The following is a 25,454-nucleotide window of genomic DNA, read 5'->3' on the forward strand; positions in this document are numbered from 1 at the left end:
CTGGTGTACGATTCATTCCATGAAAATGAAAATGGCGCTATCTCCGATCAGACCGGGGATAGCGCTTTTACTTTTTCTGGGCTTATAGAAGAAGTTCTGTTTATTTTACTGCAACTGTTGCTGAGCGGTTCTTTTCTCAATATATTGAATGAACAACTCGGCAAGCTCCGGATCAAACTGTGAACCCGAACATGAGCGTAGCTCCCGAATGGCTTCTTCCACGTTCTTGGTTTCCTGATACGGCCGCTCTGTCGTCATGGCATCAAAGGAGTCAATCACGGTCAGCATCCGGCAGAGCCGGGGAATCTCGTTACCCTTCAGGCCGTAAGGATAGCCTTTGCCATCATAGCGCTCGTGGTGAAGTTCAATATACGGGATCAGATCGGCGAAGCGATCGTTCGTGATCACCATTTTTTTGCCCCAGGTGACATGTCCTTTGATCGTTTCCCATTCTTCTGCGGTGAGCTTGTCCTTTTTGTTCAAAATGGACCAAGGAATCTCCAGTTTGCCGATGTCATGAATCAGTGCTCCCAGCACGAAGCGACGTTTTTCCGCATTGTCCAGTGCGAGCAATTCACTGATATCCAGTGCATATTTGTAGACCCGTTTGGAATGTTTAAACGTATCCATATCTTTGTATCTGAACAGATTGAGCTGCTGTTCGATGTCACGAACGTCCTGTACCAGATCAATCTCGTGTTCCATGCCATCATTGCTGCCGTGGCGGTGCACGTTGTTCTTGCCCTGTTTCTTCGCATAATATAGTGCTTTATCCGCCTGATCCACAAGCTGGGATTTGTTATACATATCCACCTGATAGGGCGCGACGCCAGCAGAGAAGGAGAGACAACCGTGTGGAAACACTTCAACGCCTTCAAACGGCGTGTCGTTCAGTTGTTTACGCAGCTTGTTCATGAACCTGTAGGATTCGTCCAACTCCATGCCTGGCATGAGCAAAGTGAACTCTTCTCCTCCATAACGAAAGGCGGTAACAGGTGTGCCTTCCGTCTTTCGCATTAGAAAATCCCCCAGCAGGGCTAGCAGACTGTCACCTTGAAGGTGGCCAAACCGATCGTTATACTTTTTGAAATCATCAATATCAATAAGCCCCAGACATAGCGGTGTGCCCTGCGTTCGAGCGTTAGTCAGTTCGCTTTCTAACATGCTTTCGAAATAGCTATGGTTGAACAGACCCGTACGTTGATCCGTGTTGGCCTTTTCCTCAATCGTCTGATACATCACGAACAACTGCCTGAATGCATGGGAGAGCAGAATGCTAAGACTCAGATACAACAACAGGCCAAGTACGCCATTGTGCACAACCAGAATTGTCAGGACCAGCGCCAGAATCAGCGTACACAGATAAACCAGCAGGGATTCGGTAACGAATGCCCGCTTCATCTGCTGTAATGCATCCTTTGTTGAGAAATGAAAGAATAAGCCAAGTGTGATTGTGTTGATGATGAAGTAGGCTGCGAGTGCTGCAAAATAAGGAATCAAGTTATAGTCGTCCAGAGTTCCCGATTGCCCGCCAGTCCACTCAAACACGGCTGCTGCTCCCGTAATCATGATACTGTAGATGCTGAAATTGACAATATGTTTCCACCAGGTGAGCTTGCGCTCTTTGATTAACAAAATGATGGAGACAGGTAGCAGTACAGATAAACTGAAAGCTCCGCCAAACATGAATATACAGGCAAGGTATACCGATGAATCCATGGATTGCTGATTACCTTTGGGTGGAATCTGGAACGTGAAATAATCCAGAATTAACGCCGCACCCAGCATGGTGTAGACCATAACCCAATCCGCCGTGGTTAGATGAAGGTAAGACCACTTGTTCATGTATAAAAAAACACCGATCCCGGTACAACTAAGCAAAATAACATACATACTGCTTCGATCTGCCTTATGGATAAGGTTACGAATAAAGTTCATAAAAAATCTCCTGCTTGAGTTTAGTCTACTCTTGATGTGTATATAGTTGGTTTTCTTCTATAGGGATATACTATATAGATGTATAACATACCAAGTTGCCTGCCAAAAATCCAGACAGAAAAAACAGGCCGCTGGCAGCCTGTTTGTCTTGTTTGGCGGTATGGATACTAGCCGCCCAGCTTGTATCCCGAAGTTAATGCTACAACGACAGAAGCCACGATGATTGCGTTGATGACAATGCGGGAATATTTCACACCTTCAAATTTTTTCATGGAGAAGACCTCCCTTCCTTGGAGTCTACCTGTTTTCTTCAAGCCTGATGAGTTTTAGCAGGTTGCACAGCCTTTTTGTCCCGATTCACCATCATGTATTGAATAAAAAGGAATATGCCAATATTCATGACCACATCACCGATGCTGATGACCTGAGTCCGTGGATAAGGGCTGGAGAGTGGGATGATATCACCGAGAAAAGGCAGATTTGTAGATGCATCCATCATAAAATGCTTTGATACGGCGCCGCCTTCCCTGAGCATGTCTACATAGTAGGGGCCCAGTACAGCGGAGGCTTCCACAGAAACAGGCATGCGCCCACCGTTTACAGCCATAACGGCAAAATTGAGAAATACCCCAATCCAGATGAGCATGAAACCGGTATGGTGTCTGTTGAGCCACAGGAAAGCGAGCCCTGTAATGTAGACGGCAGCAAAGAGATATCCATTAATGGATGCCACCCATTCGAATCGTTCCTGGAGATAGAAAATAAAGAACTGGATTAGTAGCAATACAGGGAAAATCCAGCCACTTCGCAGCTTGAGTGCTGCAAACTGGTTGAGCCCATGCCGCAACCCGCCCCGAAAAAATCCAACGATCAAGCCTAGTAGAATACCGTCATATACCATGGAGTAACTCCTGTTCGTGCGGAGATATGCAATATGATTGCGTGTTTGTGTACATAAAGGATTCGACCTTATATTGGTAATTCCTGCATGAGAAAAATGATTTTGTAGAAGAAATTTGCAAAATGCTGAACAAAAAACCGCCTTTACGAATCTAGGGGTCGAACCCCTGTAAAATTCGGTAAGGACGGCTACTTATGGTGCCAAAATACGAGCTTTAATTCGGTTGAAGACGGAATTTATTTTATTCAGATCCACCGTTCAGATAGTTGAAGAAAGGCTGGTCCACCCAGAAGTCATACGTCGTAATGTCCGCATCAGGTGCCAGTTTCAGGAAACCTTCCCGAATGGATTTGGCATTTTCTTTCAGAGAGAAGGACTGAGCATAGTAATTGCCAAGCGCGATCTTATTATTGGAAATGACAGGGTAGTTCGCCAATGCGGTTGGTGAATAATACAGCGGTTGCCACCAGGAGCTGAGAATCAGTGGAGATGTACTGTCACTATTCTTTTTGGCATATTTCAGCACAATGTCGTTGAAGCGAACTTTGTCTGCCACATTGTTGAACTCGAACTGAATATCATATTCCTTCGCAGAAGCAATATAGTTACCGTTCTCGATCTGTGTCACTTTATAGTCTGGCGTTTCCTTCGGCTCGCCCCATTCCTTCAAATAAATGAAGGCAGATGTCTTCGGCTGGAATTGCACATCAGCATCAATACCTTCGCTACGCAGCAAACCAACCAACTGTACAGCATGTTGAATATTATCGTGGCCGTAGGTAAGTGTCAGTTCATCGATAAAGTTGGAATCAAAGCGGCTATCCTTCAGATTGTAACCTGTTACGAGATCATCTCGCAGCGCCTGATCCACAATCTTTCTCAGCTCAGGTGATTCGATCAGATCCGCTGTGCGATATGCAGCATACAATTTGGAATAGATGTCCGCATCGCCGGAACGCCCAATCTCATGTTTGTATTTCCCTTGACTGACCAGTACACGTCCAAGCAAAGTATTAGCGAAATCTTTACTTGCTACGCCACCCTTAAGGAGAGCGGGGTATAGGCTTTCAGGAATCAGGCCTGTATCGATCGCAGCAGCCAGCTCCTGTGCGGCTTGTCCCTGAACACGGTTTGGGCTAATGCCAGCTTTGGCAAGCGCTTTGGCTGTTTTCTCTGCAGGATAAGTATAAGCCAGTTCCTTGAATCCGGCTGCTTTCACCGCGATGAAGACCGCTGCATAAGTGCTCAGTTGATCCTTGGCACGTACTTCTGTACCCGTAAGAACCCCATTATTGTATAAGGATACGGCAGCATCATATGAAGAATCACCAGAAGACAGATCGGTAAAGACAGGAGCTTTGGCTTCACTGTCACTTGCTTGAGTTGCTTCCGTGATGGCTGCAATGGCTTGAATGAAATCACCTTTGGTAATCTGTTGCGGCAATTGAATGTTGTATTTCGCTTGCAAGAATTGAGCAAAATCCGCTGCGCTTTCCGTATAGGCAACTGGCGCCTGAGCTACCGGTCCTTTGACACTTTGTGAGGTGGCGGGTTTAGCCGGAGTTGCAGATGCTGCAGAAGTGGAAGCGGGCAAGCTAAGGCTGCCGAGTGTTACCGGAGCGGCGAGTAGGGCCGCCAAAGTGATTTGGGTGATTTTTTTCAAATGAATAGCCTCCTTAAAATGGGTTGGAAAATAATCAGCTTTGGGTCATAATTCTGACAATTCCTATAAGAATAGAATAATTGGATTGACTTTAGCACGGAGACGCGCTGGATGTCAACGAAAAAAAGCTTGATACAGAACGGTTTCCAAAGCTTGGTAGAAAGCGAATTGTCAATTATATTCTATTTGAGTGTATACGCTCAAAGATTTATTGACAAGGATCGACAGTATCCGCTAGGATAAGAAAAAAGAATGTTGAAAAGGGGTATTTTCAAAATGAAAAGAGGTTTATCGTTCGTCTTATCGATCATCATGTTGGCTATTTTGTTGGCAGCTTGTGGGAATTCGGCTTCCAAAGACGAACAATCCGCCCAAGGCAGTGATTCGGAGAAATCTCTTCGGATGGCCCTCGTACTTCCCGAAAAAATAGGGGTTAACCCTTTCTTTGTACAGATGGATGAAGGTTTCAAAAAAGCAGGCGAAGAATTCAAAGTAGATACCAAGACGATTGAATCGACAGACCCGGCAGCATTTGAACAAAATCTGCGTGCTGCGGTTGCCGAGAATTATGATCTGATTATTACAGCAACTTTCCAGGCAGAAGATGCATTGAAGAAAGTCGCAGCAGAGAATCCGGACAAGTCCTTTGCGATTGTAGATACAACCGTTGATCTTCCTAACGTTCGTAGCGTTGGTTTCCGTGAATATGAAGGGGCGTACCTGCTCGGTGCAGCTGCTGGATTGTCCACCAAAACAGACAAAGTCGGCATGATCGCAGCAATGGATGTACCATTGATCAAGAAATATACGGAAGGTTTCAAAGCTGGATTGGAATCCGTGAATCCGGGTGCAGAATTCCTCGTGAACTATGTAGGTGGATTTAATGACCCAGCCAAAGCAAAAGAATTGGCGCTGGTACAATTCGGCAAAGGCGCTGACTTCATCGCTGGCGCATCCGCTGTAGGTGATCTCGGCGTGTTCGAAGCAGCCAAAGAAAAAGGCTTCTACACTTCCGGTCAGGATACGGACCGTACTGTTGAAGACCCGGAACATATCGTATTGTCTCAATTGAAGTCAACCGATACGGTTGCTTATGAGACTGTGAAAGATTTTGTAGAAGGCAACTTCAAAGCAGGCGCAGTTAACTACGGTTTGAAAGAAGACGGTGTAGGCCTGACGTACGTTACACGTGACAGCGAATCTCCATTGAATGCTTTTGTCGGACAAGAAGTGATCGACAAGGTTAAAGCAATCAAGGATGATATCGTATCCGGCAAAATCGTAGTCAAAGATCCATTGCAACAATAGTTTTGAATGTTCTTTTCAATGAATGAGTGATGGAAATGATCAGCCGGCTGCCCGATCAGGCAGCCGGTTTTGCTGCTATTAAATGACCGAGACCGAGAGGAGCGAACGCAAGATATGCTGTTGGAGATGGAGCAGATTACGAAGAAATACGGCAGCTTCACCGCTAATCGTGACATCCGTTTTAATTTGCGTGAGGGAGAGATTCATGCCCTTGTCGGTGAGAACGGGGCCGGTAAAACAACCTTGATGCGTATGCTGTATGGTATGGAACAGCCCACGTCAGGCACAATCAAAGTCCGTGGACGTGAGGTGAGCTTTGCCACGCCGTCCCAGGCGATGGCAAGTGGCATCGGTATGGTGCATCAGCATTTCATGCTGTTCCCTTCCTTTACGGTGGCGGAGAACATCGTGATTGGACGCGAACCGGCTAAGGCATGCGCATTTGACCGCAAAAAAGCAGCGGCTCAGGTGAACGAGCTTGGCAGACAATATGGCATGCCGGTTGACCCATGGAAAAAAGTGTCCGAGTGCCCACTTGGCATGCAGCAGCGAGTTGAAATTCTCAAGGTGCTACATCAGGGCGCAGACATCATTATATTGGATGAACCTTCGGCGGTACTGACACCGCTGGAAGTGAAGGAACTGCTGGCGAACATGAAATCGCTCGCCAAGCTGGGCAAAACCTTTGTACTGATCACGCACAAGCTGCAAGAAGTCATGGATGTAGCAGACCGGATCACGGTGCTTCGGGATGGTCAGGTGACAGGTACGTTGGAAGCCAAAGATACACATGTGGAGGAATTGTCCCGTCTGATGGTTGGTCGTGAACTTGTGCGTATGGACAAGCAACCATCGGTACCAGCGGAAGCGGTGCTTCAGGTGGAAGGGGTTAATCTGTCCGGAGCGAAGGATCGTTCGGCGCTCAAGGACATCCATATGGAAGTTCGTAAAGGTGAGGTCGTTGGCATAGCAGGCATCTCAGGTAACGGCCAGTCGGAACTGATTCAGGTCATTGCTGGACTGCGTAAGGCGGATAGTGGTCGCGTTGTACTCTCCGGGCAGGATACAACCAACTGGCCGGTACGGCGCATTCGGGAGCATGGACTTGCTCATATCCCGGAAGATCGTTACATGTGGGGAGCGGCCAAGGATGCGAGTGTTCGCGAGAACGGGCTGATGGGACACCATCATCGCTTGCAGTCACGCGGTATTATCAAAGCCAAAGCAGCAAGAATAATGGTAGAGAGTTGGATCCAACAGTTCAGCATCAAGACGGGTTCTGCGGAGACCAAGGCACAGTTTCTGTCTGGAGGAAACTTGCAGAAGCTGATTGCTGCCCGTGAATTTGCACAGGATACACCGTTTCTGATTGCAGCCGAACCGACTCGTGGTGTGGATATCGGAGCGATGGAGACAATCCATGCTGAATTGCTGCGCAAACGTAGCGAGGGCGCGGGTATTCTGCTCATTTCATCGGAGTTGTCCGAAATTTTGCAATTATCTGATCGGATTATTGTCATGTATGAAGGCGAAATTGCCGGAGAACTGAGAGCAGAGGAAGCAACTGAGGAACAGATCAGCTTGTTAATGGCAGGAGGGAAAGAGCGGATATGAATCGGGTAAAAGAAACACTTCGCGGACTCGTGCAGCCGCTGCTTGCCGTATTCATCGGTCTGATTGCAGGGGCTGTGGCAATTCTGATCGTTGGCGGTAATGTGGTGGATACGTATGCGGAGATGTGGAAAGGGGCCTTCGGCAACTTCTACTTCTTCACCAATACGTTGGCTCGTTCCACACCAATCATCTTGGCGGGGCTTGGCGTAGCATTGGCATTCCGTGCCGGATTCTTCAATATGGGAGCCGAAGGCCAGATGATTCTTGGCGGGCTTAGTGCCGCGCTCACGGCGCTCTATCTGCCAGGGCCAGGCTGGTTTGTGTGTATTGCTGCGATTGTGGCAGGTATTATTGCTGGGGGAATCTGGTCCCTGTTTGCAGGCTGGCTGGATGCACGCTTCGGGATGAACTTGTTGATCACAACCTTACTACTTAACTATATTGCCATTTATTTCGGGGGCTACATGGTCTCCTATCCATTTAAGGACCGCACAGGATCTGCAGCAATGGCTCAGACACCCATGATTGACCAGAGTATCTGGTTGCCGAAGTTGTTCCAGGGCATGGGGCTGCATGCAGGCTTCATTATTGCCATTGTAGCGGCCATTCTGATCTACTGGTTCACGCATAAAACGGTGACCGGTTACGAGATCCGCATGCTCGGCAGCAACCCGTCCTTTGCAACCTACGGTGGTGTTCGCCGCATTCGCATGATGATGCTGTCCATGGTCATCAGTGGTGGACTTGCTGGACTCGCGGGTGCGGGGGAAGTGCTCGGTACACAGTACCGTTTCCTTGATGGCTCATTGTCATCGGCAAGTTACGCATGGAGCGGCATTATGGCCACGTTGCTTGCCCGCTCGCATCCACTCGGTACAGCTGTAGCGGCTATTTTGCTGGCTGCGCTACAGACGGGTGCCATGGGGATGGAACGGAACACGGATGTGCCGCTGGAGGTTGGCAGTGTCATCCAGGCGGTATTGACGTTATTTGTATCAGCTCAGATCGGTTATTCATTCCTGAAGCGGAGAAAGGAGAAAAAGTCCAATGCAACAACTGTTTGATGCAGCCATGTTTGGCTCAACCTTGCGGATTATGACTCCAATCCTGCTTGCAGCGCTCGGTGGGGCTTTATGTTCTCGTGTCGGTCTGTTTAACGTGGGTCTCGAAGGACTGGTGTTGATCGGTGCGTTCTCCGCTATTGTCGGTAATTATCTGTTTGGCAATGTGCTGCTGGCGGTACTCTTTTCCATTATAATTGTGATGTTATTCTCGGCGCTCTTTGCCTTTATAAGCATTAATCTGAAAGCCAACGCCATCGTGGTCGGGATCTCGCTTAACTTCCTGGCTGCGGGGGTGACGACCTTTGCATTGCGTGCGATTTTTGATGTAAAAGGTGCATACTACGACAAAGACATGGTGGGACTTCCCAAGTGGGATATTCCGCTGATTAAGGACATTCCGTGGGTCGGCGATGTAATATCGGGACATAGTCCGCTGGTTTACCTCGGTATTGTGCTCGTGATTGCACTACAATTTTATCTGTTCAAAAGTGTATCCGGCTTCCGCCTGCGCTCCGTCGGTGAGAACCCGATTGCAGCACAGAGCATCGGGATCAAGGTACGTGGCATCCAGTATGGTGCCGTTCTGATGTGCGGTGTGTTGTGCGCTCTGGCTGGAGCACAGTTGTCGCTCGGTCAGGTGACGATGTTTACCGAAGGCATGACTGCTGGTCGTGGTTTTATAGCGCTGGTGGCAACAATGTTAGGACAAGCGAATCCGCTTGGCGTGATGGGCTCCAGTGTACTGTTTGGTTTCATGGAAGCATTGAGTATTCGTCTGCAAGGATTCTCCCTGCCAACGCATTTCACGTTGATGCTGCCGTATATTGTGACGCTGGTCGCGATGTTCTTTTTCAAAGACCGTACCTATGCACAGGATGCACTGAAAGCGGGCGGAAGCTCGCGTTAATTCTGAATGTCTATGTTAGAGACAGTAAAAGAAGGAGGAATTCCACTTGCATAACAAGGCTGAACGTTTGAAAAAAAGTAAAACCCCGGCACCCAAAACAGGTAACGATCACGGAGATCGGCTGCCGCCAGGACAGATGCTGACGGAGAAATTCCCGATTCTGCATGAAGGGGAAGTGCCGGAATATGACCTGTCCACCTGGGACCTGAAGGTATTCGGCGAAGTGGAAGAGGAAAAGGTGTTCTCCCTGGCTGAGTTGCAGGCGATGCCACAGGTGAACACGGTGAGTGATATTCACTGTGTTACCCGTTGGTCGAAATTCGATACGCCCTGGGAAGGTATACGCTTCTCCGATTTTGTGAAACTTCTGGGGGTTAAGCCAGAGGCAAAATACGTCATGATCCATGCAGATCATGATTATGAAACAAATGTACCGCTCGAAGAATTGATGCATGATGATGTATTGCTTGCATTCAAATATAACGGTGAGCCACTTACTCCCAAGCATGGTTTTCCACTGCGTATGGTTGTGCCACAACTTTACTTCTGGAAGAGTGCCAAGTGGATACGTGGTCTGGAGTTTATGACAGAAGACCGTAACGGATTCTGGGAAGTGAATGGTTTCCACCATTTTGCCGATCCGTTCAAGGAACAACGCTTCTCGGGTGAAGATCTGCCGATTCCGGAAGACGAGTGGACGAAGAAGGAGTTTGATTGATATGTTGATGCCTATTTTGCAGATTCATTCGGAAGACATGCCGGCATATGCCATCGTCTGTGGTGATCCGGCACGTGCGGAGAAGATTTCCCGTAAACTGGAGCAGGCGAGAGAACTGGCGTTCAGTCGGGAGTATCGTACATTTGTTGGATTGTATGAAGGGGTACAGATCGCTGTGGTCAGTCATGGTGTAGGTTCGCCTGGAGCAGCTGTGTGTTTCGAGGAACTGATTCGGGCGGGTGTAACAACTCTGATTCGTGTAGGTACAGCGGGATCGTATACAGCGGATTATCCGGCAGGCAGTGTGCTTGTGAGTACAGCCGCTGTTCGTACGGACGGGTTGACTCGCCAACTGGTGCCGGATGGTTTTCCAGCGGTAGCGGACATTGGGGTGACACAAGCGTTGATCGAAGCTGCTCGTGAGCAAGAAAGCGCGGATGCTGCAACCTTTGCAGGCAAAGTGGGCGTTGGTATTACCGTAACACTGGATGCATTCTTTGCAGGCGTGGAAGAGATTCCACACCGCAAGTACAAGCAGGCTGGAGCACTTGCGGCTGAGATGGAAATTGCGGCGCTCTACATCGTCAGTACCTTGCGTGGCGCTCGCGCCGGAGCCATTGTCGCGATCGATGGATTCGCGGACAGTGACCTGGCAGCCGAGTATGATCCGCATACGGATGCGGTTGGACAAGCGGTGGAGCGCGAGATTAATGCAGCGCTACGCGCACTAGCCGCGCTTGCTCGCCAAGATCAGGCGTAGGTTGGTTAAGGCAAGTATACATTTTTGCTCATTGTTACAAGCAAAACAGTAGATGATGTCCATTTGAGGTGGACAATATAAAAAGGGCGTCCCGTAAGGTCATGAATATGACCCAAGGGGCGTCCTTTCCTTTTTAAGAGGGGGATGCAGGTACAGTGGCGAATTGTATTTGCATGGCATGTCATTAAATTAGGAGAGTGATTAAATATGGGCTGGAGTGAATTACGTGAAATTCCTAATGAATACAGCGATGAGGTACAGCGGATTGATGAGCAACTTTTGAAACTGGTTGCAGCCAGAAAGGACATAACCGGAGCAGTCCAATACCAACCCCCTCAAAATACCATCGATGAATGGGTGAGCTTACTGGATATGAAGGAGGAAGATATCCGATATGTTCTCCGTAGCGTGCAACCGATGCCGCAAAGACACTACTTTCCAAGTGAACCTCTTCAATTGACGAGTGTGGTGCCGATTATGAAGAAAATGATCAAAGATTCGTGTGAGTATATGATCACGCATTCGATGCAATATGAAGGCGAAAGCCTCGTTTATGTGGAGATTCAATATAAGGGGAATGAAGCTGAGCGTATACAAATGGTTCCACATTTGGCTCTGGAAATATTCAGCGAACAGAGACATATCACCATGAGACATGGCAGTCGTGGAGGAGGTGGGGAGACGCAAATTAGTTTCCGAGTGATTCCTGCTCTTCCTTCTTCTCTGGAAAACGTTCGATTCTCCTTGATTCCCTCAATACCAGAGATGGAATACAAAGTAGAGGAAATCATTTTGGATAAACAGGTTGATTTCGATTAACGAAAGGGTTTAGAGATAGATTTAGCTTAACTTGGGGAAGGCCTGATCCTCGAAGAGAATGATAATGCAGAAAGTGGGCACGTTATATAAAGGAACATCAACATGAATACGAAAAAAGGGAGGACTCTATGATGACACAGAACAATCAACCTCAGGACGAGGCGGAAATTCGCAACAAGCTGGATGAAGACGGGGATTCCTTGATGGAGAAAAAGAAGATTTTGAGCGGAGTAGACATTGAGCCGCAGGCGGACGAATGGGCAGCGAAGCCATCACCTGTTGCTTTTAATGAAGGAAATACTTCTTCGAAAAAATAAACAACATGAGCATCATATTCGCTTTGTGGAATGAAAATAAATTAAGCGAAGCAGGTACCCTTATGGTATCTGCTTTTTGGTTGTATAATAATGTAAAATTCAGTAGACGAAAGAGTGATTGGGATGAGTACAGGTACGATTAACATCCGAAAGGCAGAAATGAGGGACTACTCTGGCGTGTCATTGTTGATGGATGAGCTGCACCAGATGCATGTCGAGGCGCGGCCGGATCTATACAGAGCGTTGGAGACTAGAATGGAGAAAAAGGAGTTCATCGAACTGCTGGAAACGGACAAGCGTTACCTATATGTTGCCGAGTCTTCCGAAACGGGTTTGATTCTGGGTTACGGGAGTGCGCAGTTAAGTGTCATTCAAGATAACTCATTGATGGTGGATCGCAAGATGTTATACATCCATGAACTTGTAGTGGATAACAAACATCGGGGCCAAGGAACAGGTAAACAGTTACTACAAGCATTCATCGAGTTAGGGAGAGAGCTTCAGGCAGATAGCGTGGAATTGTCCGTGTCGACGTTTAACTCTGGGGCACAGGCTTTCTATGAACAGATGGGTCTTGTTGTCCGCAGTAGCAGGATGGAGTATACCTTGTAAGATGCATCGCTCTATTTAATTAGGATGGATTCATCCATTTTTATCAAAATATCAGAATACTCTTGAATACCCCCATGGGGTATGTTACTCTTAGAAAAGAACGAAAGAAAAGGGGTGTTCATGATGGATCATCAGAGCCATCCCGAGGAACCTTTGCAATCCTCCAAGTCAGATTCAACGGAAGCTTTGGCTACAGTCCAAGAAGAGGTATCCTGTCATGCCGAGGGCAGTGATGGGAAGCATGTGCGCAAGAGTCACCATTCGCAGGAGATGAAGAGTAACCTGGTTTCTCGTTTGAACCGTGTGGAAGGTCAGATTCGCGGGATCAAGGGATTGATCGAGAAGGATACGTACTGTGATGATGTGCTGACGCAGATTGCGGCGGCTCAGTCTGCTCTTAATTCAGTAGGTAAACTTTTGCTTGAAGGCCATATGAAGAGCTGTATCGTTGAGCGTATTCAGGCTGGTGAACATGAGGTTGTGGATGAACTGCTGGTTACGATGCGGAAGTTAATGAAGTAATCTGAAATTATTTACCAAATAAAGTTATCATTTTAATATACCCCAAGGAGGAATTTACAATGTCTAATGTTACATTGAACGTTACGGGAATGTCTTGCAATCACTGCGTGAAATCAGTTGAAGAAGCTGTGAAGAATACCGGTGCGAGTGGTAAGGTTGATCTGGCAGCGGGAACAGTAGCTGTGGAATATGATGAGCAGACGGTGAACGTGGATCAGATCAAAGCTGCGATTGAAGATCAGGGATACGATGTAGTCTAAAGGGATCACAGGCTTAAACCGAACATGCTCATGGGCGAAAAAGAGGTCAGAGTACCTTTTCCCAAGAGTCAGGTTTAAGCCTAATTTTCTGTCTGGTATATACCCCTTGGGGGTATAAAACAATAAATTGAATTGACATGAAAGGAGCTGACATGATGGATAACTCAACGAATAAACCAATGGATAGATCGTCCGAACCCACACCAATGCCACCTATGGCAGACGCACCAGGACTAAAGACAACACTGCACATCACGGGGATGACCTGTGCTGCATGTTCGACACGAGTGGAGAAGGGATTGTCCCGCATGGAAGGGGTGCAGCAGGCCAATGTGAATCTGGCCATCGAACAGGCAACCGTATCTTATGATCCAAAGACAACCAACGTGAATGCGTTGCGAGATAAGGTGGAAGCATTGGGCTACGGTACGGTGTCAGAATCGGTTGATCTGAACATCACAGGTATGACGTGTGCTGCCTGTTCTGCCCGGATTGAAAAAGGTCTTTCCCGACTACCTGGGGTATCTCAGGCGAATGTGAATCTGGCGCTGGAAACAGGGCATATCGAATATGCCGCTGGTACATTGAAACCTTCGGATATTACCGCCAAGATCAAGCAGATGGGCTACGGTGCTAAACTACAATTGACACAAGAAGAGACCACATCGGTTCGTGAACGTGAGCTGCAACGCAAAAAGTGGAAATGGATGATATCTGCGTTGTTATCGATTCCTTTGCTGTGGGCAATGGTGGGGCATTTCTCGTTCACATCCGGAATCTATGTCCCCGAACTATTCATGAACCCTTGGTTCCAGCTACTGCTGGCAACGCCGGTACAGTTCGTGATTGGATGGCAATTCTATGTGGGGGCGTACAAAGCCTTACGTAACCGCAGTGCCAATATGGACGTTCTCGTCGCATTGGGTACCAGTGCAGCGTTTTTTTACAGTCTCTATCTGACGTTATCCAGTGGGTACTTACCTTCTACAACCATGGATCATGGGGCAATGGGAACGAGCACAGCCGCCATGCCTTCGGTAGAACTCTATTATGAGACAAGTGCAATTCTGATTACGTTAATTCTACTTGGAAAATGGTTCGAAGCTGTGGCGAAAGGTCGCTCTTCACAGGCGATCAAAAGCCTGATTGAACTGGCTCCACGTGAAGCCCGTGTCATCCGTGATGGACAGGAAGTTATGGTTCCTGCCGCATATGTTGCGGTGGGTGACTTGGTTCTGGTGAAGCCGGGTGATAGCATCCCGGTGGATGGTATCGTTGAAGAAGGGCAATCCTCAGTAGATGAATCCATGCTTAGTGGAGAGAGCCTTCCCGTGGATAAAAAGCCAGGAGATCCCGTTACAGGTGCTACGCTGAACAAAAACGGGGTATTACGACTGCGTGCGACCCGAGTGGGCTCGGACACGGCTTTGTCCCAGATTATTAAAGTAGTCGAGCAAGCTCAGGGCTCCAAAGCACCGATCCAGCGGATCGCAGATGTCATTTCAGGCATTTTTGTTCCGATTGTTGTCGGCATAGCTACGCTGACATTCCTGATTTGGTATCTGTTTGCAAGTCCGGGTGACTTCGCCGGTTCCCTTGAAAAAGCGATTGCCGTGCTTGTCATTGCTTGTCCATGTGCACTAGGGCTGGCAACGCCGACTTCTGTCATGGCTGGATCAGGACGTGCGGCTGAATATGGCATTCTGTTCAAGGGCGGCGAACATCTGGAGTCGGCACAACAGATTCAGACCGTGGTGCTCGACAAAACAGGTACAGTAACCCAAGGTAAACCGGTGCTTACGGATGTTGTCACGGCTCCGAATTGGACGGAATCTGATCTGCTTGAGCGAGTGGGAGCGGCCGAACAGAGTTCAGAGCATCCACTGGCAGAGGCGATTGTTGCTGGTATCCGTGCCAAAGGTCTGGAGTTAACCCCAACAGAGAAGTTCGAGAACATACCGGGATACGGCGTGCGAGCTTCAGTAAAAGGGCAGGAGATTCTGGTCGGCACGCGTCGTTTGCTTGCAGATGCACAGGTGAATGTCTCTGAGGAAACCGTTCAGCAGATGAACCGTCTGGAGGAACAAGGGCGTACAGCGATGCTGGTAGCGGTAGATGGTCAGTGGGCAGGGATCGTGGCTGTGGCTGACACCATCAAGGATACCTCTCGTGAAGCCATCGGTCGTCTTCAGGCGATGGGGATCGATGTCATCATGATTACGGGAGACAATGAGCGAACAGCTCGCGCTGTAGCTGAACAGGCAGGGATCGGTAAAGTACTGGCTGAGGTTCTGCCGGAGGGTAAAGCTGCGGAAGTGAAGAAACTTCAGGAGAGTGGCCTGAAAGTTGCGATGGTAGGTGACGGCATTAATGATGCTCCGGCACTCGCTACAGCGGATATTGGGATGGCGATCGGAACAGGAACGGATGTAGCGATGGAAGCGGCGGATATTACGTTGATGCGTGGTGATCTGAACAGTATTGCAGATGCCATTGAGATGAGCCGGCGCACGATGGGGAACATCAAACAAAACTTGTTCTGGGCACTCGGATACAACGTTATTGGTATTCCTATTGCGGCAGTTGGCTTCTTGGCTCCATGGCTGGCAGGGGCGGCGATGGCGTTCAGCTCCGTGTCGGTTGTCCTGAATTCGCTACGTCTGCAACGCATGAAGCTGAAGAGAAATGACTGACCGACCTTTGTTTGGAGATATATTCAACGCCTCATTGTCAACGAAGTGAGCATGAATAAATACGCGGTTCGCTGCGGCGGACCGTGTTTTTTGGTGAGAAAAATACAGTTTAGACGCCAGAAAGTAAGTCTGAATCGTTGGTATTAGATGTTCTTTTCTACGGAGAAAGGAAAGCATAATGCACTTTTGTGAAAATGGATCAATTGTATTCATGAATAAAGCTTACGTTTTCTGAATTTTTCAAAAAATGAGTTGACAATATGGACATATTCACATAAAATTTAAACGATCGTTTGATTCAAACAACTGTTTAAATCAAATTAGAACTATTTGAGTAATGGAGGACACCTTTTATGTTACAGGCTTTACGTACATTGTTTAAAAAACCGCCAGTGATTGTAGGGATCGTAACAGCACTTATGTTCCAAGTGATCTTTAGCGTGATCTGGATGACCGCATATTCTGGAGTAAATGACCGTGCGAAAGAATTGACGGTTGCGATTGTGAACGAGGACGGAGAAATGTCCAAAGGAATCGCAGATTCGCTCGCAGGAACACTGCCTTTCCATACCGTATCCAATCTAAGTGCGGCTGAAGCTTTGGATCAGCTGAATCATCACCAAGTACACATGGTGCTGGATATCCCGGCTGGGTTTAACGAATTGCTTCAGACGGCTGGCTCAACCGCCGAGATTAAATACACCATTAATGAAGCGAACCCGGTTACGATCAAAAGCATGATGCAAGGTGTATCACAAAGTGTGACAAACACGATTAACAAACAAGCTACAGCACAAGGAGTACAGACGGTGTTAACCGCTTCAGGTGCGCCTGCCGATCAGGCTGCTGAAGCCGCTACAAACCTGACTACCCGAGTGGAAGGAACGACAACGTCCATCAACCCGGTTAACGGGATGAATAATCAGATGGTGCCGATGATGATGGTACTGGCTTCCTATGTAGGTGCCATGATCATGGGGATGAACCTCCAGACAGCCATGGGTATGCTGTCATCTACCTATTCCCGCTTGACTTTGTTTGGCGCGAGAGTAGTCATTAACGTGGGTTCTGCATTGGTTGTTTCCTTGCTGGGATCATCATTGATCGTGGCACTGGGAGGACAGATTGCACAAGGATTCGTTGCATTCTGGTTGTTCCAGGCGCTCTTCCTGTGCACGTTCATGTTCTTCTCCCAGTTCTTCTTGATCTGCTTCGGACCAGCAGGAAGTCTGTTCAACATCATCTCACTGTCCTTGCAACTGGTATCCTCCGGCGCAATGGTACCGCGTGAATTACTGAACAGCTTCTATAGCGGCATTGGGCAGTACCTGCCTGCAACATACGCCGTTCAGGGTATTCTGAGCGTGCAGTTGGGAGGCCCAGGAGTTCAGTCTGCTGCGGGCTCTATCGTGATTGTACTGTTGGTTGCCGTTGCGTTGTCACTGGTCGTGACGTTGTTGAAAAAACAACGTATGCCAGCTATGGCTCCAAGCCCTGCTCAAGCAAACAACTAATACAGCAGATGTATACCATTGCTTTATAGGATAGGACAAGCACCCCGATGATTTTCATCGGGGTGCTTGGTGTAATATAATAGACAGATGATTCGCTGGCTGCAGTCCTTGAGCTGGAGCGAATGAGATGAACGGACAAGAGGGAGCGGGACGGAATGACTGAACCGGAGTTGGATATCAAAACGAGGATATTGCTTGCAGCCAAGAAGCTTTTTGCACAGCAGGGGTATGACGGGACGAGTGTTCGTCAAATATGTGATGAGGCAGGTGCCAATGTGTCGCTGGTGTCTTATCATTTTGGCGGCAAAGAAAAGGTGTTCGAAGCATTATTTGAGCATTTCTTCCCTGGGCATATGATGAACGCGCTGGCTGAAGAGTCCATGTCCTCGCCTGTGGAAGGTATCCGACGAATTATTGGTGAAGTTGTGAAGTTCACGATGACGGATCGGGAGATGAGCGATATTGTGCAGCTTGAAATTACACTGCGTACACATCGTACAGCAACCGTATTTCGTTTTCTAGACCCTGTATGGACCCGAGTGAGGGACCTGCTGCAAGAAGGAAAAGACCAGGGATTGTTCCAGGTCGAGTCCGTATCTTATGCGATGCTTCAGGTTATGGGTGTGGCTTTGGCGCACAAACGGGCCAAGAATTCACGATTTGGCTTTGATTATCAGGATATGAATACAGACGAGCTTGCTGAGCAGACAATTGAGTTCGTACTACGAGGATTGGGAGTGAACAGCCATGAATGAAACCATTGATTTGATGATGAAACACCGCTCTGTACGCAAATTCAAGCCAGACCCGGTAAGTGATGAGCAGCTTGCAGCCATTGTATCTGCAGGGCAGATGGCTTCCTCTTCAAGTAGTGTGCAAGCATATACCGTAATTGCTGTGACTGACTTAGAGCAAAAAGCCAAGCTGGCTGAATTGGCAGGCAACCAGGCCTATGTCAATGAATGTCCGGTGTTTCTCGTATGGTGTGCTGATCTGTATCGGCTGAGTGATGCTGCGAAACGTCATCTTCCTAAGAAGGAATCGTATGCCGATTCAACCGAGAATTTTATGGTAGCCACGATTGATGCTGCTCTGGCTTCCCAGAACGCCGCTCTTGCAGCGGAGTCACTAGGGTTCGGAATCGTATATATTGGCGGGCTTCGTACCCGGATTGAGGAAGTTGCTGAGCTGTTGGAATTGCCGGAAGGGGTATATCCGGTGTATGGCATGTGTATTGGTGTTGCAGATCAGGAAACGGGAATTCGCCCGCGTCTGCCACTTAATGCAGTTCTGCATCGTAATCGTTATAATGCCGAGCAGAGCATCAAAGGTGTTGAGCAGTATGATGAGACAACGACGGCGTACATGAAAGCACGGACTAACGGTGAACGAACAACTCCATGGTCCGAACTGATGGCGAAGCGCTTGACTGAGCCGACTCGGTTGCAAGTGAGACCGTTCCTGGAAGGCAAAGGATTCTTGAAGCGTTAAGTTGAACTGAAGTGTTACACTTGCCACTCCGATGACAGAACAACCTTCTGATCGCTGTTATCCCCAGATTTTTTGATCCAATTTTTGTGAGGTGAAAATCTAGTGATAGCGTATGCTTCCGAAGTAGCTTTCTTTCAGAAAGCTTTTAGGCGACCGCTCTGCTTCCTCAGGTTATTTCTGTCCTCTACGTTCCTGTTTAAAAATTTAGTTCAACTGATATATATAGTAGACTAGAAGTCAGTCGGGGCGAAGCCGACTGGCTTCTTTGTGTTGTGCTGGCAGGGCAAGCGAGAGTACTTGCTGTTACCTTATTTACTTAAGTTAAGCCATAGAAACGCTTTGTGTTCTGATAAAAAAGACGGGCGGCCCGCTCGGTTCCCATGCCAGTGATCTCACTCCATGCCTGGATGACCTGTCTGGTCATGGCAGGGTGTGTCATTCGTCCCTGAAACGGTCCTTCGAAGGGCCAAGGTCCGTCGGTCTCGGCCATCACTTGTTCCGATGGATATTGCCGGGCGAGTTCACGAATCTCTTCTTCATACCGAATATCCGGCGTGAAGGAAATGAAATAACCGTTGTCCGCCATGCGCCTTACGGTTTGGCGAGAACCTTTGAACCAATGGAAATGAGCACGTCGGAACTGATATTGCTCCAGCAAATCACAGACGATATCCGCATCATCGTATACCGCATGAAGGACAAGTGGTTTGTTATGCTTTTTGGCAAGTTGGATGAAACGTTCAAGCAGTTCAATGTACCCGCTCTGATCGAAGCGTTGCCCTGCCTGCTCCGCTTCCTGACGATTGTAATAGGGAAGGCCAACTTCTCCTATGGCTGTGGCTTGTCCCATATGCTTCTCGATCCATTGGAAGAAGAGGTCCATTTCTGCAATGGACGGCAGTTCCTGTTCCGGATGGAAACCGAAGGCCGGATAGATGTTACGTGGATGTTGTTTTGCAAGCTCCAGATTGGTCTTGGCCGAAGCGAGATTCATGGACACGGCAATGACTGCTTCGACCTGCTGAGACGGAAACGATAGCAGCATCTCGCGTTGTTCGTCAGGGGTATACTGATCGAAGTGAATATGAGCATCAATTAATGGTGCAAAAGCTTGAGAATGCACGAGGGAATTCCTCCTTGTGTTCAGTTATATTCTAACTATGTTACGCAGAATTTCTTAAGGCGGATCACCCATTAAAGGAAAATAATAACTTAAAAACCCGCGCTATTATGATAGGCGGGCTTTCTGCTGCTCTTCTCGCATCCACTGAGCAATCTGCCGTTTACGCTCCAGAAAAGCGGATTCCTCCGTAATTTCTTCTCGTCTTGGGCGATCAAAAGGAACATGTACCTCGTGCAACACCGTTGCAGGTCGGTTGGATAATACATAGACCCGATCTGCAAGTAGCAATGCTTCTTCGATATTGTGGGTGATGAACAGCACCGAGCGGCGGTTCTGTTCCCAGATATCGAGCAGCCAGCGTTGCATGTCGCTACGTGTCAGTGCATCCAGTGCGCTGAAAGGTTCGTCCAACAGCATGAGTTCCTGCGGACTGAGCAGGGCACGCAAAAATGCAGCACGCTGCTGCATTCCGCCCGACAGCATATGAGGGTAGGCCTGCTCAAACCCGGCAAGACCCACGCTGCTTAACCACTTACGAGCTTCCGCAAGTGCTTCAGCCCGAGGAGGAGCGCTTGAAGCTACTTCACCAGCAAGTAGTACATTATCTTCAATGGTACGCCATGGGAAAAGAGCGGGCTGTTGTGGCATATAACTGATCTTGCCACGTTGGCCTGTCACATCATGACCGTTCATAAGCACTTGGCCTTCCTGTGGCTTCAGCAGACCGCCGATGATGTGGAACAGGGTGCTTTTGCCACAGCCGGATGGTCCAACGATAGCGACAAACTCGCCTTGCTCCACAGTCAGGGACAGGCCGTTCAGAACCGGTAACCTGCTCCGCCGTTCACGGAATGATGCATGAACATTAACAACGTCCAGTGCAGGTGGAACCGGAGCTGGAGTCGTATTGGCAGGTCGATTAGGCGTAGCCGAGTTTAACTTTTCACCGTGCGTTGGCTCCATTACACTTGCTCCTCGTCCAGGCTGGACTTGTTCATCCTGTTGCAGATTCATATGGTCATCACTTCCTAATATACAGATTACTTCTTTACTACCGCTTCTGTGGCCGCCAGCGCACGAGCAGCTTCTCCAGCAGGGCAATGAACAGGAAGAGCAGCAAGCTGAGCGCGACAATAATCATGATCGCTACGAATAGGCGATCCGTACGATAAGCCGACTTTTGCAACATCATATAATAACCAATACCCTTGTCTGCACCAATCCATTCGGCGATGATGGCGCCCATCACGCTATAGGTAGCGGCGATTTTGACACCGGAGAACACGGATGGCAGCGCATGGGGAAGCTCCAGCTTCCAGAAGATCTGATGACGTTTCGCACCAGCCATGCGCATATAGTTCATCATCGCTGCATCTGTACGGGTCAAGCCGTCCATGGCCGCCACTGCAACGGGGAAGAAGCAGACCAGGATGATCGTAATCAGCTTGGGCAACAGCCCGAATCCAAACCAGATTAACAGGAGCGGCGCGAGCGCGATGGTTGGGATATTTTGACTAAGAATAAGTAAAGGATACAGGGCTGACTTGAGAAAAGGGACTAAATGCAGCACCATCGCAATCAGTAATCCAACCGCTGTTCCAGCGGCGAATCCAATCAGCGTTAACTGAATGGTTGCGGAAGCATGCATGCCAAGTCGTTCGGCCTGGGTTGCGGCTTCGCGGGCGATGTCGGACGGTGCAGGCAGCATCCATTTCTCAATATGGAAGAGGGAGACGGCTCCCTGCCATATCGCTATAAAGAGAATAACCGCCACAATGGGCGGCCATACACTTTTGAAATAGGCAGGCATTAGCGATACTTCTCCGTCAGGGTATCCATGCTGAAGCCAGTAGGGCTATGGGCGATTTTGATCTGGGAGATGATGCTTGGGCTGCCAGCCTCCACAAGTACCTCGTGCATTTTACGTACAACTTCCAACAGTTCCTCCAGTTCCCCCTCCATTGTGGTGTCGAGCGCGTTCACCTGATATTTCAGGCCAGATTGCTGAATAACTTCAATGGCGCGATCAACGTAAGGATAAGAGTTCTCGCCATTTGGCGTTTTGGGAATAACTTGAATGCTAAGTAGTGTGCTTGCCATGAGAGATCACGGCTCCTTTCGTGATATATAAAATGAACTAATGACTGTTACACTTGCCACTTCGATGACAGAATAACCTTCCAATCGCTGTTATCCCCAGATTTTTTTGATTCCCTTTCTCTAAAGGGAAAATCCGGTGATAAAGGCGACCGCTTCGCTTTTTTACGTTATTTCTGTCCTCTCCGTCCTCGTGTAAAATTTAAGTTCGTTTTATATGAGAAATTTTATTGGGGTAAGAACTCGTTCGTATATGCCTTGCTCACATCGATCTGTTCATCCAGCAGTTTTTTGCTAAACATCCAGTCGGTGTAGTTCTGCCACACTTCCTGTTTTTGCTCACCCCAGCGCGGGGCGTCATCTGTGTACTTTGGACTAAGCCATTTCTGGCTTGCCAGTACCAATTCCTTATCCAGATCCGGTACGGCCTTGATCAGAATGTTGGCTGCGTCTTCGGGATGATCAATTGCGTATTGATACCCTTCGGAGGTGGCTTTCAGGAATGCTTTCACCAACTCAGGGTCGTTTTGGATCGTTTGCTCGTTTGTTACAAGGACAGGTGTGTAGTAATCCAATGCATCTGAATAATCCTTCACATATAACATGTCGATGGGCTCCCCGCGCAGTTCGGCTTCAATACCTGTCCAGGCGTAGAAAATCCACGCAAAATCAATGTCCCGTTTTACTGCGGTGAAAAAGTCGGCGTCACCCATATTAATGTTTTTCACTTTGGATACATCGGCTCCGTCGCCTTCCATAATGGATTGCATCACGGCTTCTTCGACTGGGGAACCCCAACCGCCATAGGTTTTACCTTCAAAATCTTTCGGTGACTTGATATTCCGATCTGCCGGAGCAGCGAACCCGGATGTATTATGCTGAATAACTGCTGCGATGGAGACGAGTGGAACACCCTGTGTGCGGGCTTGAGTTACACTCTCCTGATAACTTACGCCAAAAGGCACTTCATTTGAGGCAACCATTGTATCTGCGCCACCGGCACCTGGTTGTACAATCTCCACGTTCAAGCCTTCGGCTTTATAAAAACCTTGATCTACAGCTGCATACAGGCCTGTATGATTCGTATTTGGTGTCCAGTCGAGCACCACTTTAATATCTTTCAGGGCGGCAGTGTCACCTTCGTTGCTGCTTTCCGTATTTGTGTTGCCGTTCTGCCCAGCTGGGGCAGCTTCTTTGCCACCACATGCGGCTACAGTCACCATAAGCACGCATAAGAGCAACAATCCCATCGTTTTACGCCATTTCATCTGTGGTTCTCTCCTTCGGTATGTCCGGCCGGTTGGCACGGGGTACTCCTTGGCTTCATATCCAATCATCTTGCATAAATCGACAGATTTATACCAGTTGAGATCCGGATGACGTTATTTTTGAACAAGTAAAACGTCCATCGATGTCATTCAAGGAAGCCAGACTGCGCTTAGCGGCAGTTCTTCTTGCAATATCAGGAAGGTGATGCTTCAAAACTTATACTTTCTGATAGTAACAAAAAAAGCGCCCCGTATTCCGGGACGCGTGCAGGCGTTAGAGAGGTGGCGTTCAGCCATAGGGCTGTGCCATTTCGATATACTCCGATTCCTACGCTGGCATGATCCAGATCAGGTCTAAGGGTTAGTATCTTGGTGGGATACACTCTCAGCCGGCCAATTCCGACTCCCCTGGGAAACTATGAAGTTACGGGCATTACTAGGTGTAATTATAGGCCAGAGGGTAGGACCTGTCCAGTCATGAACTGGATAGGGACACGTATAAGTTATAAACAGGCCGTTATACATATGTATAACAGCCTGTTTGGATGTGTTATTTTCAATAATTATCGTGGGGAATCATATAAGGCAATCTGACTGAGTGCAAAAGCATCGGATTTTGGGTCATAACCTACCTGTTTCTGAGTGGTTTCCAGATTTAATCGTTTAAACCGATTATTCGAGATCCCATGCAGTATGGTGAAGGGTTCCAGATCGGTAGTTGTAATTGCTTTGAACATCAAATCACACAAGTCAGCCGGACTAATATACGCGCTCATATCCCTTGCCTCCAGCACGGGTCCGTCCGGTTGAAAATCATCATATGCACCTATACGTATTGCTACACTTTGTAAACCTTCGGTATACGCAAAATAGGAAGCGAGCGATTCTCCAAAACATTTGCTAACCCCGTACAAATTCCGTGGGCGTGTGGGCATGTCCGGATAGACTTGAGCATCAATGGGATACCCCTCAATCGTCTGTGCACTGCTTGCAAGAATGACTCTTCGTACACTTTGGTCTTTAGCTGCACGGAATACATTAAATGTGCCTTTGATATTGATGTCCAACAACGATTCATAAAATCCGGCATTCGGGGAAGGATCTCCAGCCAGATGTACAACCACATCCATGCCTTCGCAAGCACGCTGACAGGCTTCGGGGTCTGTCACATCCAGTGTCATGATCTCATGGCTGGTCCCTTGATACGTATGCAGTCTGTCGATATTTAAATCCGTTAGTCGCAGGCGAAATGCTTCTGACAAGTGTTGGGACAAGTCACGTCCAATTTTTCCGGCTGCGCCAGTAATTAAAATGTTCATGAAATCAGCTCCAATTCTTAGCGCTGGAAGAACTCAATCCATTCCTTTTCAGGTCCATAGATGAAGAAATAGCGGTAACCGTTAGGCAGTGTGATAATCTCTCCGTCGATAAATTCGGCTTCGGTGGATTGAATGCGTTTGTACTCAGAATCAAGATCATCCACGTGGATCGCAAAATGGTGCACCGTACCTTCAGAAGGCAGCTTGTCGCTGTATCCTTGAATTAACTCAATCTCAGTCTCATTACTTCCATTGAAGCCAAGGAAGGCGAGCTGAATGATACCGTTGGTATGGGTCACCCGGTCTTTCAATTCAAGACCAACGATCTCCGTGTAGAAACGCAGCGTGGTCTCCAGATCACGAACGGCAATGCCGACGTGGTCAATGCGCTTTTGAAAACTCACAATCAAAAACCTCCTTATGTAGTGAATGTTTCTACCATTTTAAGGGATAGCATAGAGCTGTACTACATGGTTGTCAAATCCAATTTTAAGTTGGAAAAATCATAATTGTTCACAAAATGTTCACTTATGTGAAGGGTTTCCT

At 48.1% G+C, this 25,454-nt stretch carries 25 protein-coding genes and 1 riboswitch; of the genes, 15 read left to right on the plus strand and 10 right to left on the minus strand.

From position 1 onward, the window contains the following. Positions 1-105: 105 nt before the first annotated feature. From MHI52_RS02350 to MHI52_RS02360, 3 genes are all read right to left on the minus strand, one after another. Positions 106-1,938, minus strand: a complete 1,833-nt coding sequence (locus tag MHI52_RS02350; RefSeq protein WP_051447443.1) for a diguanylate cyclase — start codon at positions 1,936-1,938, stop codon at positions 106-108. A 310-nt stretch (positions 1,939-2,248) separates the two neighbouring features. Next, the gene (locus MHI52_RS02355) at positions 2,249-2,839 is read right to left on the minus strand and encodes a DUF5317 domain-containing protein (protein WP_036616686.1); all 591 of its coding nucleotides are present in this window, start codon (positions 2,837-2,839) and stop codon (positions 2,249-2,251) included. A gap of 241 nt (positions 2,840-3,080) precedes the next feature. Next, positions 3,081-4,502, minus strand: coding sequence for a hypothetical protein (locus MHI52_RS02360; protein ID WP_083685038.1), 1,422 nt, complete (start codon positions 4,500-4,502; stop codon positions 3,081-3,083). A gap of 276 nt (positions 4,503-4,778) precedes the next feature. Between MHI52_RS02360 and MHI52_RS02365 the strand changes: the two genes are divergently transcribed. The 15 genes from MHI52_RS02365 (at position 4,779) to nfsA (ending at position 19,101) form a co-directional block, all read left to right on the plus strand. Further along, a complete protein-coding gene (locus MHI52_RS02365) occupies positions 4,779-5,810 on the plus strand; it encodes a BMP family protein (protein WP_036616691.1) in 1,032 nt (343 codons plus the stop codon). 114 nt (positions 5,811-5,924) lie between these two features. Beyond that, positions 5,925-7,424 carry an ABC transporter ATP-binding protein gene (locus MHI52_RS02370; protein WP_076253887.1) on the plus strand — a complete coding sequence of 500 codons (1,500 nt, stop codon included), beginning with the start codon at positions 5,925-5,927 and terminating at the stop codon, positions 7,422-7,424. Then, positions 7,421-8,488, plus strand: a complete 1,068-nt coding sequence (locus tag MHI52_RS02375; protein WP_036616697.1) for an ABC transporter permease — start codon at positions 7,421-7,423, stop codon at positions 8,486-8,488. The genes MHI52_RS02370 and MHI52_RS02375 overlap by 4 nt, the downstream gene beginning before the upstream one ends. After that, positions 8,472-9,395, plus strand: a complete 924-nt coding sequence (locus MHI52_RS02380; protein ID WP_017691011.1) for an ABC transporter permease — start codon at positions 8,472-8,474, stop codon at positions 9,393-9,395. The genes MHI52_RS02375 and MHI52_RS02380 overlap by 17 nt, the downstream gene beginning before the upstream one ends. A 46-nt stretch (positions 9,396-9,441) precedes the next feature. Beyond that, positions 9,442-10,113, plus strand: a complete 672-nt coding sequence (locus tag MHI52_RS02385) for a sulfite oxidase-like oxidoreductase (RefSeq protein WP_017691010.1) — start codon at positions 9,442-9,444, stop codon at positions 10,111-10,113. A gap of 1 nt (position 10,114) precedes the next feature. Next, entirely contained in the window at positions 10,115-10,873 is a 759-nt protein-coding gene (locus MHI52_RS02390) for a nucleoside phosphorylase (protein ID WP_127551668.1), read from the plus strand. Positions 10,874-11,080: 207 nt separating this feature from the next. Then, entirely contained in the window at positions 11,081-11,692 is a 612-nt protein-coding gene (locus MHI52_RS02395) for a hypothetical protein (protein ID WP_076253885.1), read from the plus strand. 131 nt (positions 11,693-11,823) lie between these two features. After that, on the plus strand, positions 11,824-12,009 hold the full coding sequence (locus tag MHI52_RS02400; RefSeq protein WP_036616704.1) for a hypothetical protein: 186 nt from the start codon (positions 11,824-11,826) through the stop codon (positions 12,007-12,009). A gap of 123 nt (positions 12,010-12,132) precedes the next feature. Continuing rightward, positions 12,133-12,621, plus strand: a complete 489-nt coding sequence (locus MHI52_RS02405) for a GNAT family N-acetyltransferase (protein ID WP_076253884.1) — start codon at positions 12,133-12,135, stop codon at positions 12,619-12,621. Between the two features lie 123 nt (positions 12,622-12,744). Next, positions 12,745-13,143, plus strand: a complete 399-nt coding sequence (locus MHI52_RS02410; RefSeq protein WP_256720182.1) for a metal-sensitive transcriptional regulator — start codon at positions 12,745-12,747, stop codon at positions 13,141-13,143. Between the two features lie 59 nt (positions 13,144-13,202). Continuing rightward, on the plus strand, positions 13,203-13,403 hold the full coding sequence (locus MHI52_RS02415) for a copper ion binding protein (RefSeq protein ID WP_017691004.1): 201 nt from the start codon (positions 13,203-13,205) through the stop codon (positions 13,401-13,403). Between the two features lie 179 nt (positions 13,404-13,582). Next, a complete protein-coding gene (locus MHI52_RS02420) occupies positions 13,583-16,096 on the plus strand; it encodes a heavy metal translocating P-type ATPase (RefSeq protein WP_405158368.1) in 2,514 nt (837 codons plus the stop codon). Between the two features lie 353 nt (positions 16,097-16,449). Further along, a complete protein-coding gene (locus MHI52_RS02425; protein ID WP_036673157.1) occupies positions 16,450-17,610 on the plus strand; it encodes a YhgE/Pip domain-containing protein in 1,161 nt (386 codons plus the stop codon). A 155-nt stretch (positions 17,611-17,765) separates the two neighbouring features. Next, positions 17,766-18,365 (plus strand): TetR family transcriptional regulator, encoded by a 600-nt coding sequence (locus MHI52_RS02430; RefSeq protein WP_076319536.1) that lies wholly within the window; start codon positions 17,766-17,768, stop codon positions 18,363-18,365. Beyond that, positions 18,358-19,101, plus strand: a complete 744-nt coding sequence (gene nfsA, locus MHI52_RS02435; protein WP_405158369.1) for an oxygen-insensitive NADPH nitroreductase — start codon at positions 18,358-18,360, stop codon at positions 19,099-19,101. Before MHI52_RS02430 ends, nfsA begins: the two co-directional genes overlap by 8 nt. Before the next feature lie 316 nt (positions 19,102-19,417). Here the strand turns inward: nfsA and MHI52_RS02440 are convergent, their stop codons facing one another. From MHI52_RS02440 to MHI52_RS02470, 7 genes are all read right to left on the minus strand, one after another. After that, the gene (locus tag MHI52_RS02440; protein ID WP_315370563.1) at positions 19,418-20,224 is read right to left on the minus strand and encodes a TatD family hydrolase; all 807 of its coding nucleotides are present in this window, start codon (positions 20,222-20,224) and stop codon (positions 19,418-19,420) included. Between the two features lie 105 nt (positions 20,225-20,329). After that, positions 20,330-21,238 (minus strand): ABC transporter ATP-binding protein, encoded by a 909-nt coding sequence (locus tag MHI52_RS02445; protein WP_405158370.1) that lies wholly within the window; start codon positions 21,236-21,238, stop codon positions 20,330-20,332. Positions 21,239-21,275: 37 nt separating this feature from the next. Further along, positions 21,276-22,034 (minus strand): ABC transporter permease, encoded by a 759-nt coding sequence (locus MHI52_RS02450; RefSeq protein ID WP_036616724.1) that lies wholly within the window; start codon positions 22,032-22,034, stop codon positions 21,276-21,278. Further along, positions 22,034-22,324: a thiamine-binding protein gene (locus MHI52_RS02455; protein ID WP_017690996.1), complete on the minus strand. Its 291-nt coding sequence runs from the start codon at positions 22,322-22,324 to the stop codon at positions 22,034-22,036. Before MHI52_RS02455 ends, MHI52_RS02450 begins: the two co-directional genes overlap by 1 nt. A gap of 224 nt (positions 22,325-22,548) precedes the next feature. Next, positions 22,549-23,589 (minus strand): ABC transporter substrate-binding protein, encoded by a 1,041-nt coding sequence (locus tag MHI52_RS02460; RefSeq protein WP_405158371.1) that lies wholly within the window; start codon positions 23,587-23,589, stop codon positions 22,549-22,551. Between the two features lie 307 nt (positions 23,590-23,896). After that, positions 23,897-24,009: riboswitch (TPP riboswitch) on the minus strand. A gap of 143 nt (positions 24,010-24,152) precedes the next feature. Further along, positions 24,153-24,908, minus strand: a complete 756-nt coding sequence (locus MHI52_RS02465; protein ID WP_339285226.1) for an NAD(P)-dependent oxidoreductase — start codon at positions 24,906-24,908, stop codon at positions 24,153-24,155. Positions 24,909-24,925: 17 nt separating this feature from the next. Next, on the minus strand, positions 24,926-25,312 hold the full coding sequence (locus tag MHI52_RS02470; protein WP_076319528.1) for a VOC family protein: 387 nt from the start codon (positions 25,310-25,312) through the stop codon (positions 24,926-24,928). Positions 25,313-25,454 lie beyond the last annotated feature (142 nt).

The organism is Paenibacillus sp. FSL H8-0283 (assembly GCF_045040675.1).
Classification (GTDB): domain Bacteria; phylum Bacillota; class Bacilli; order Paenibacillales; family Paenibacillaceae; genus Paenibacillus; species Paenibacillus amylolyticus.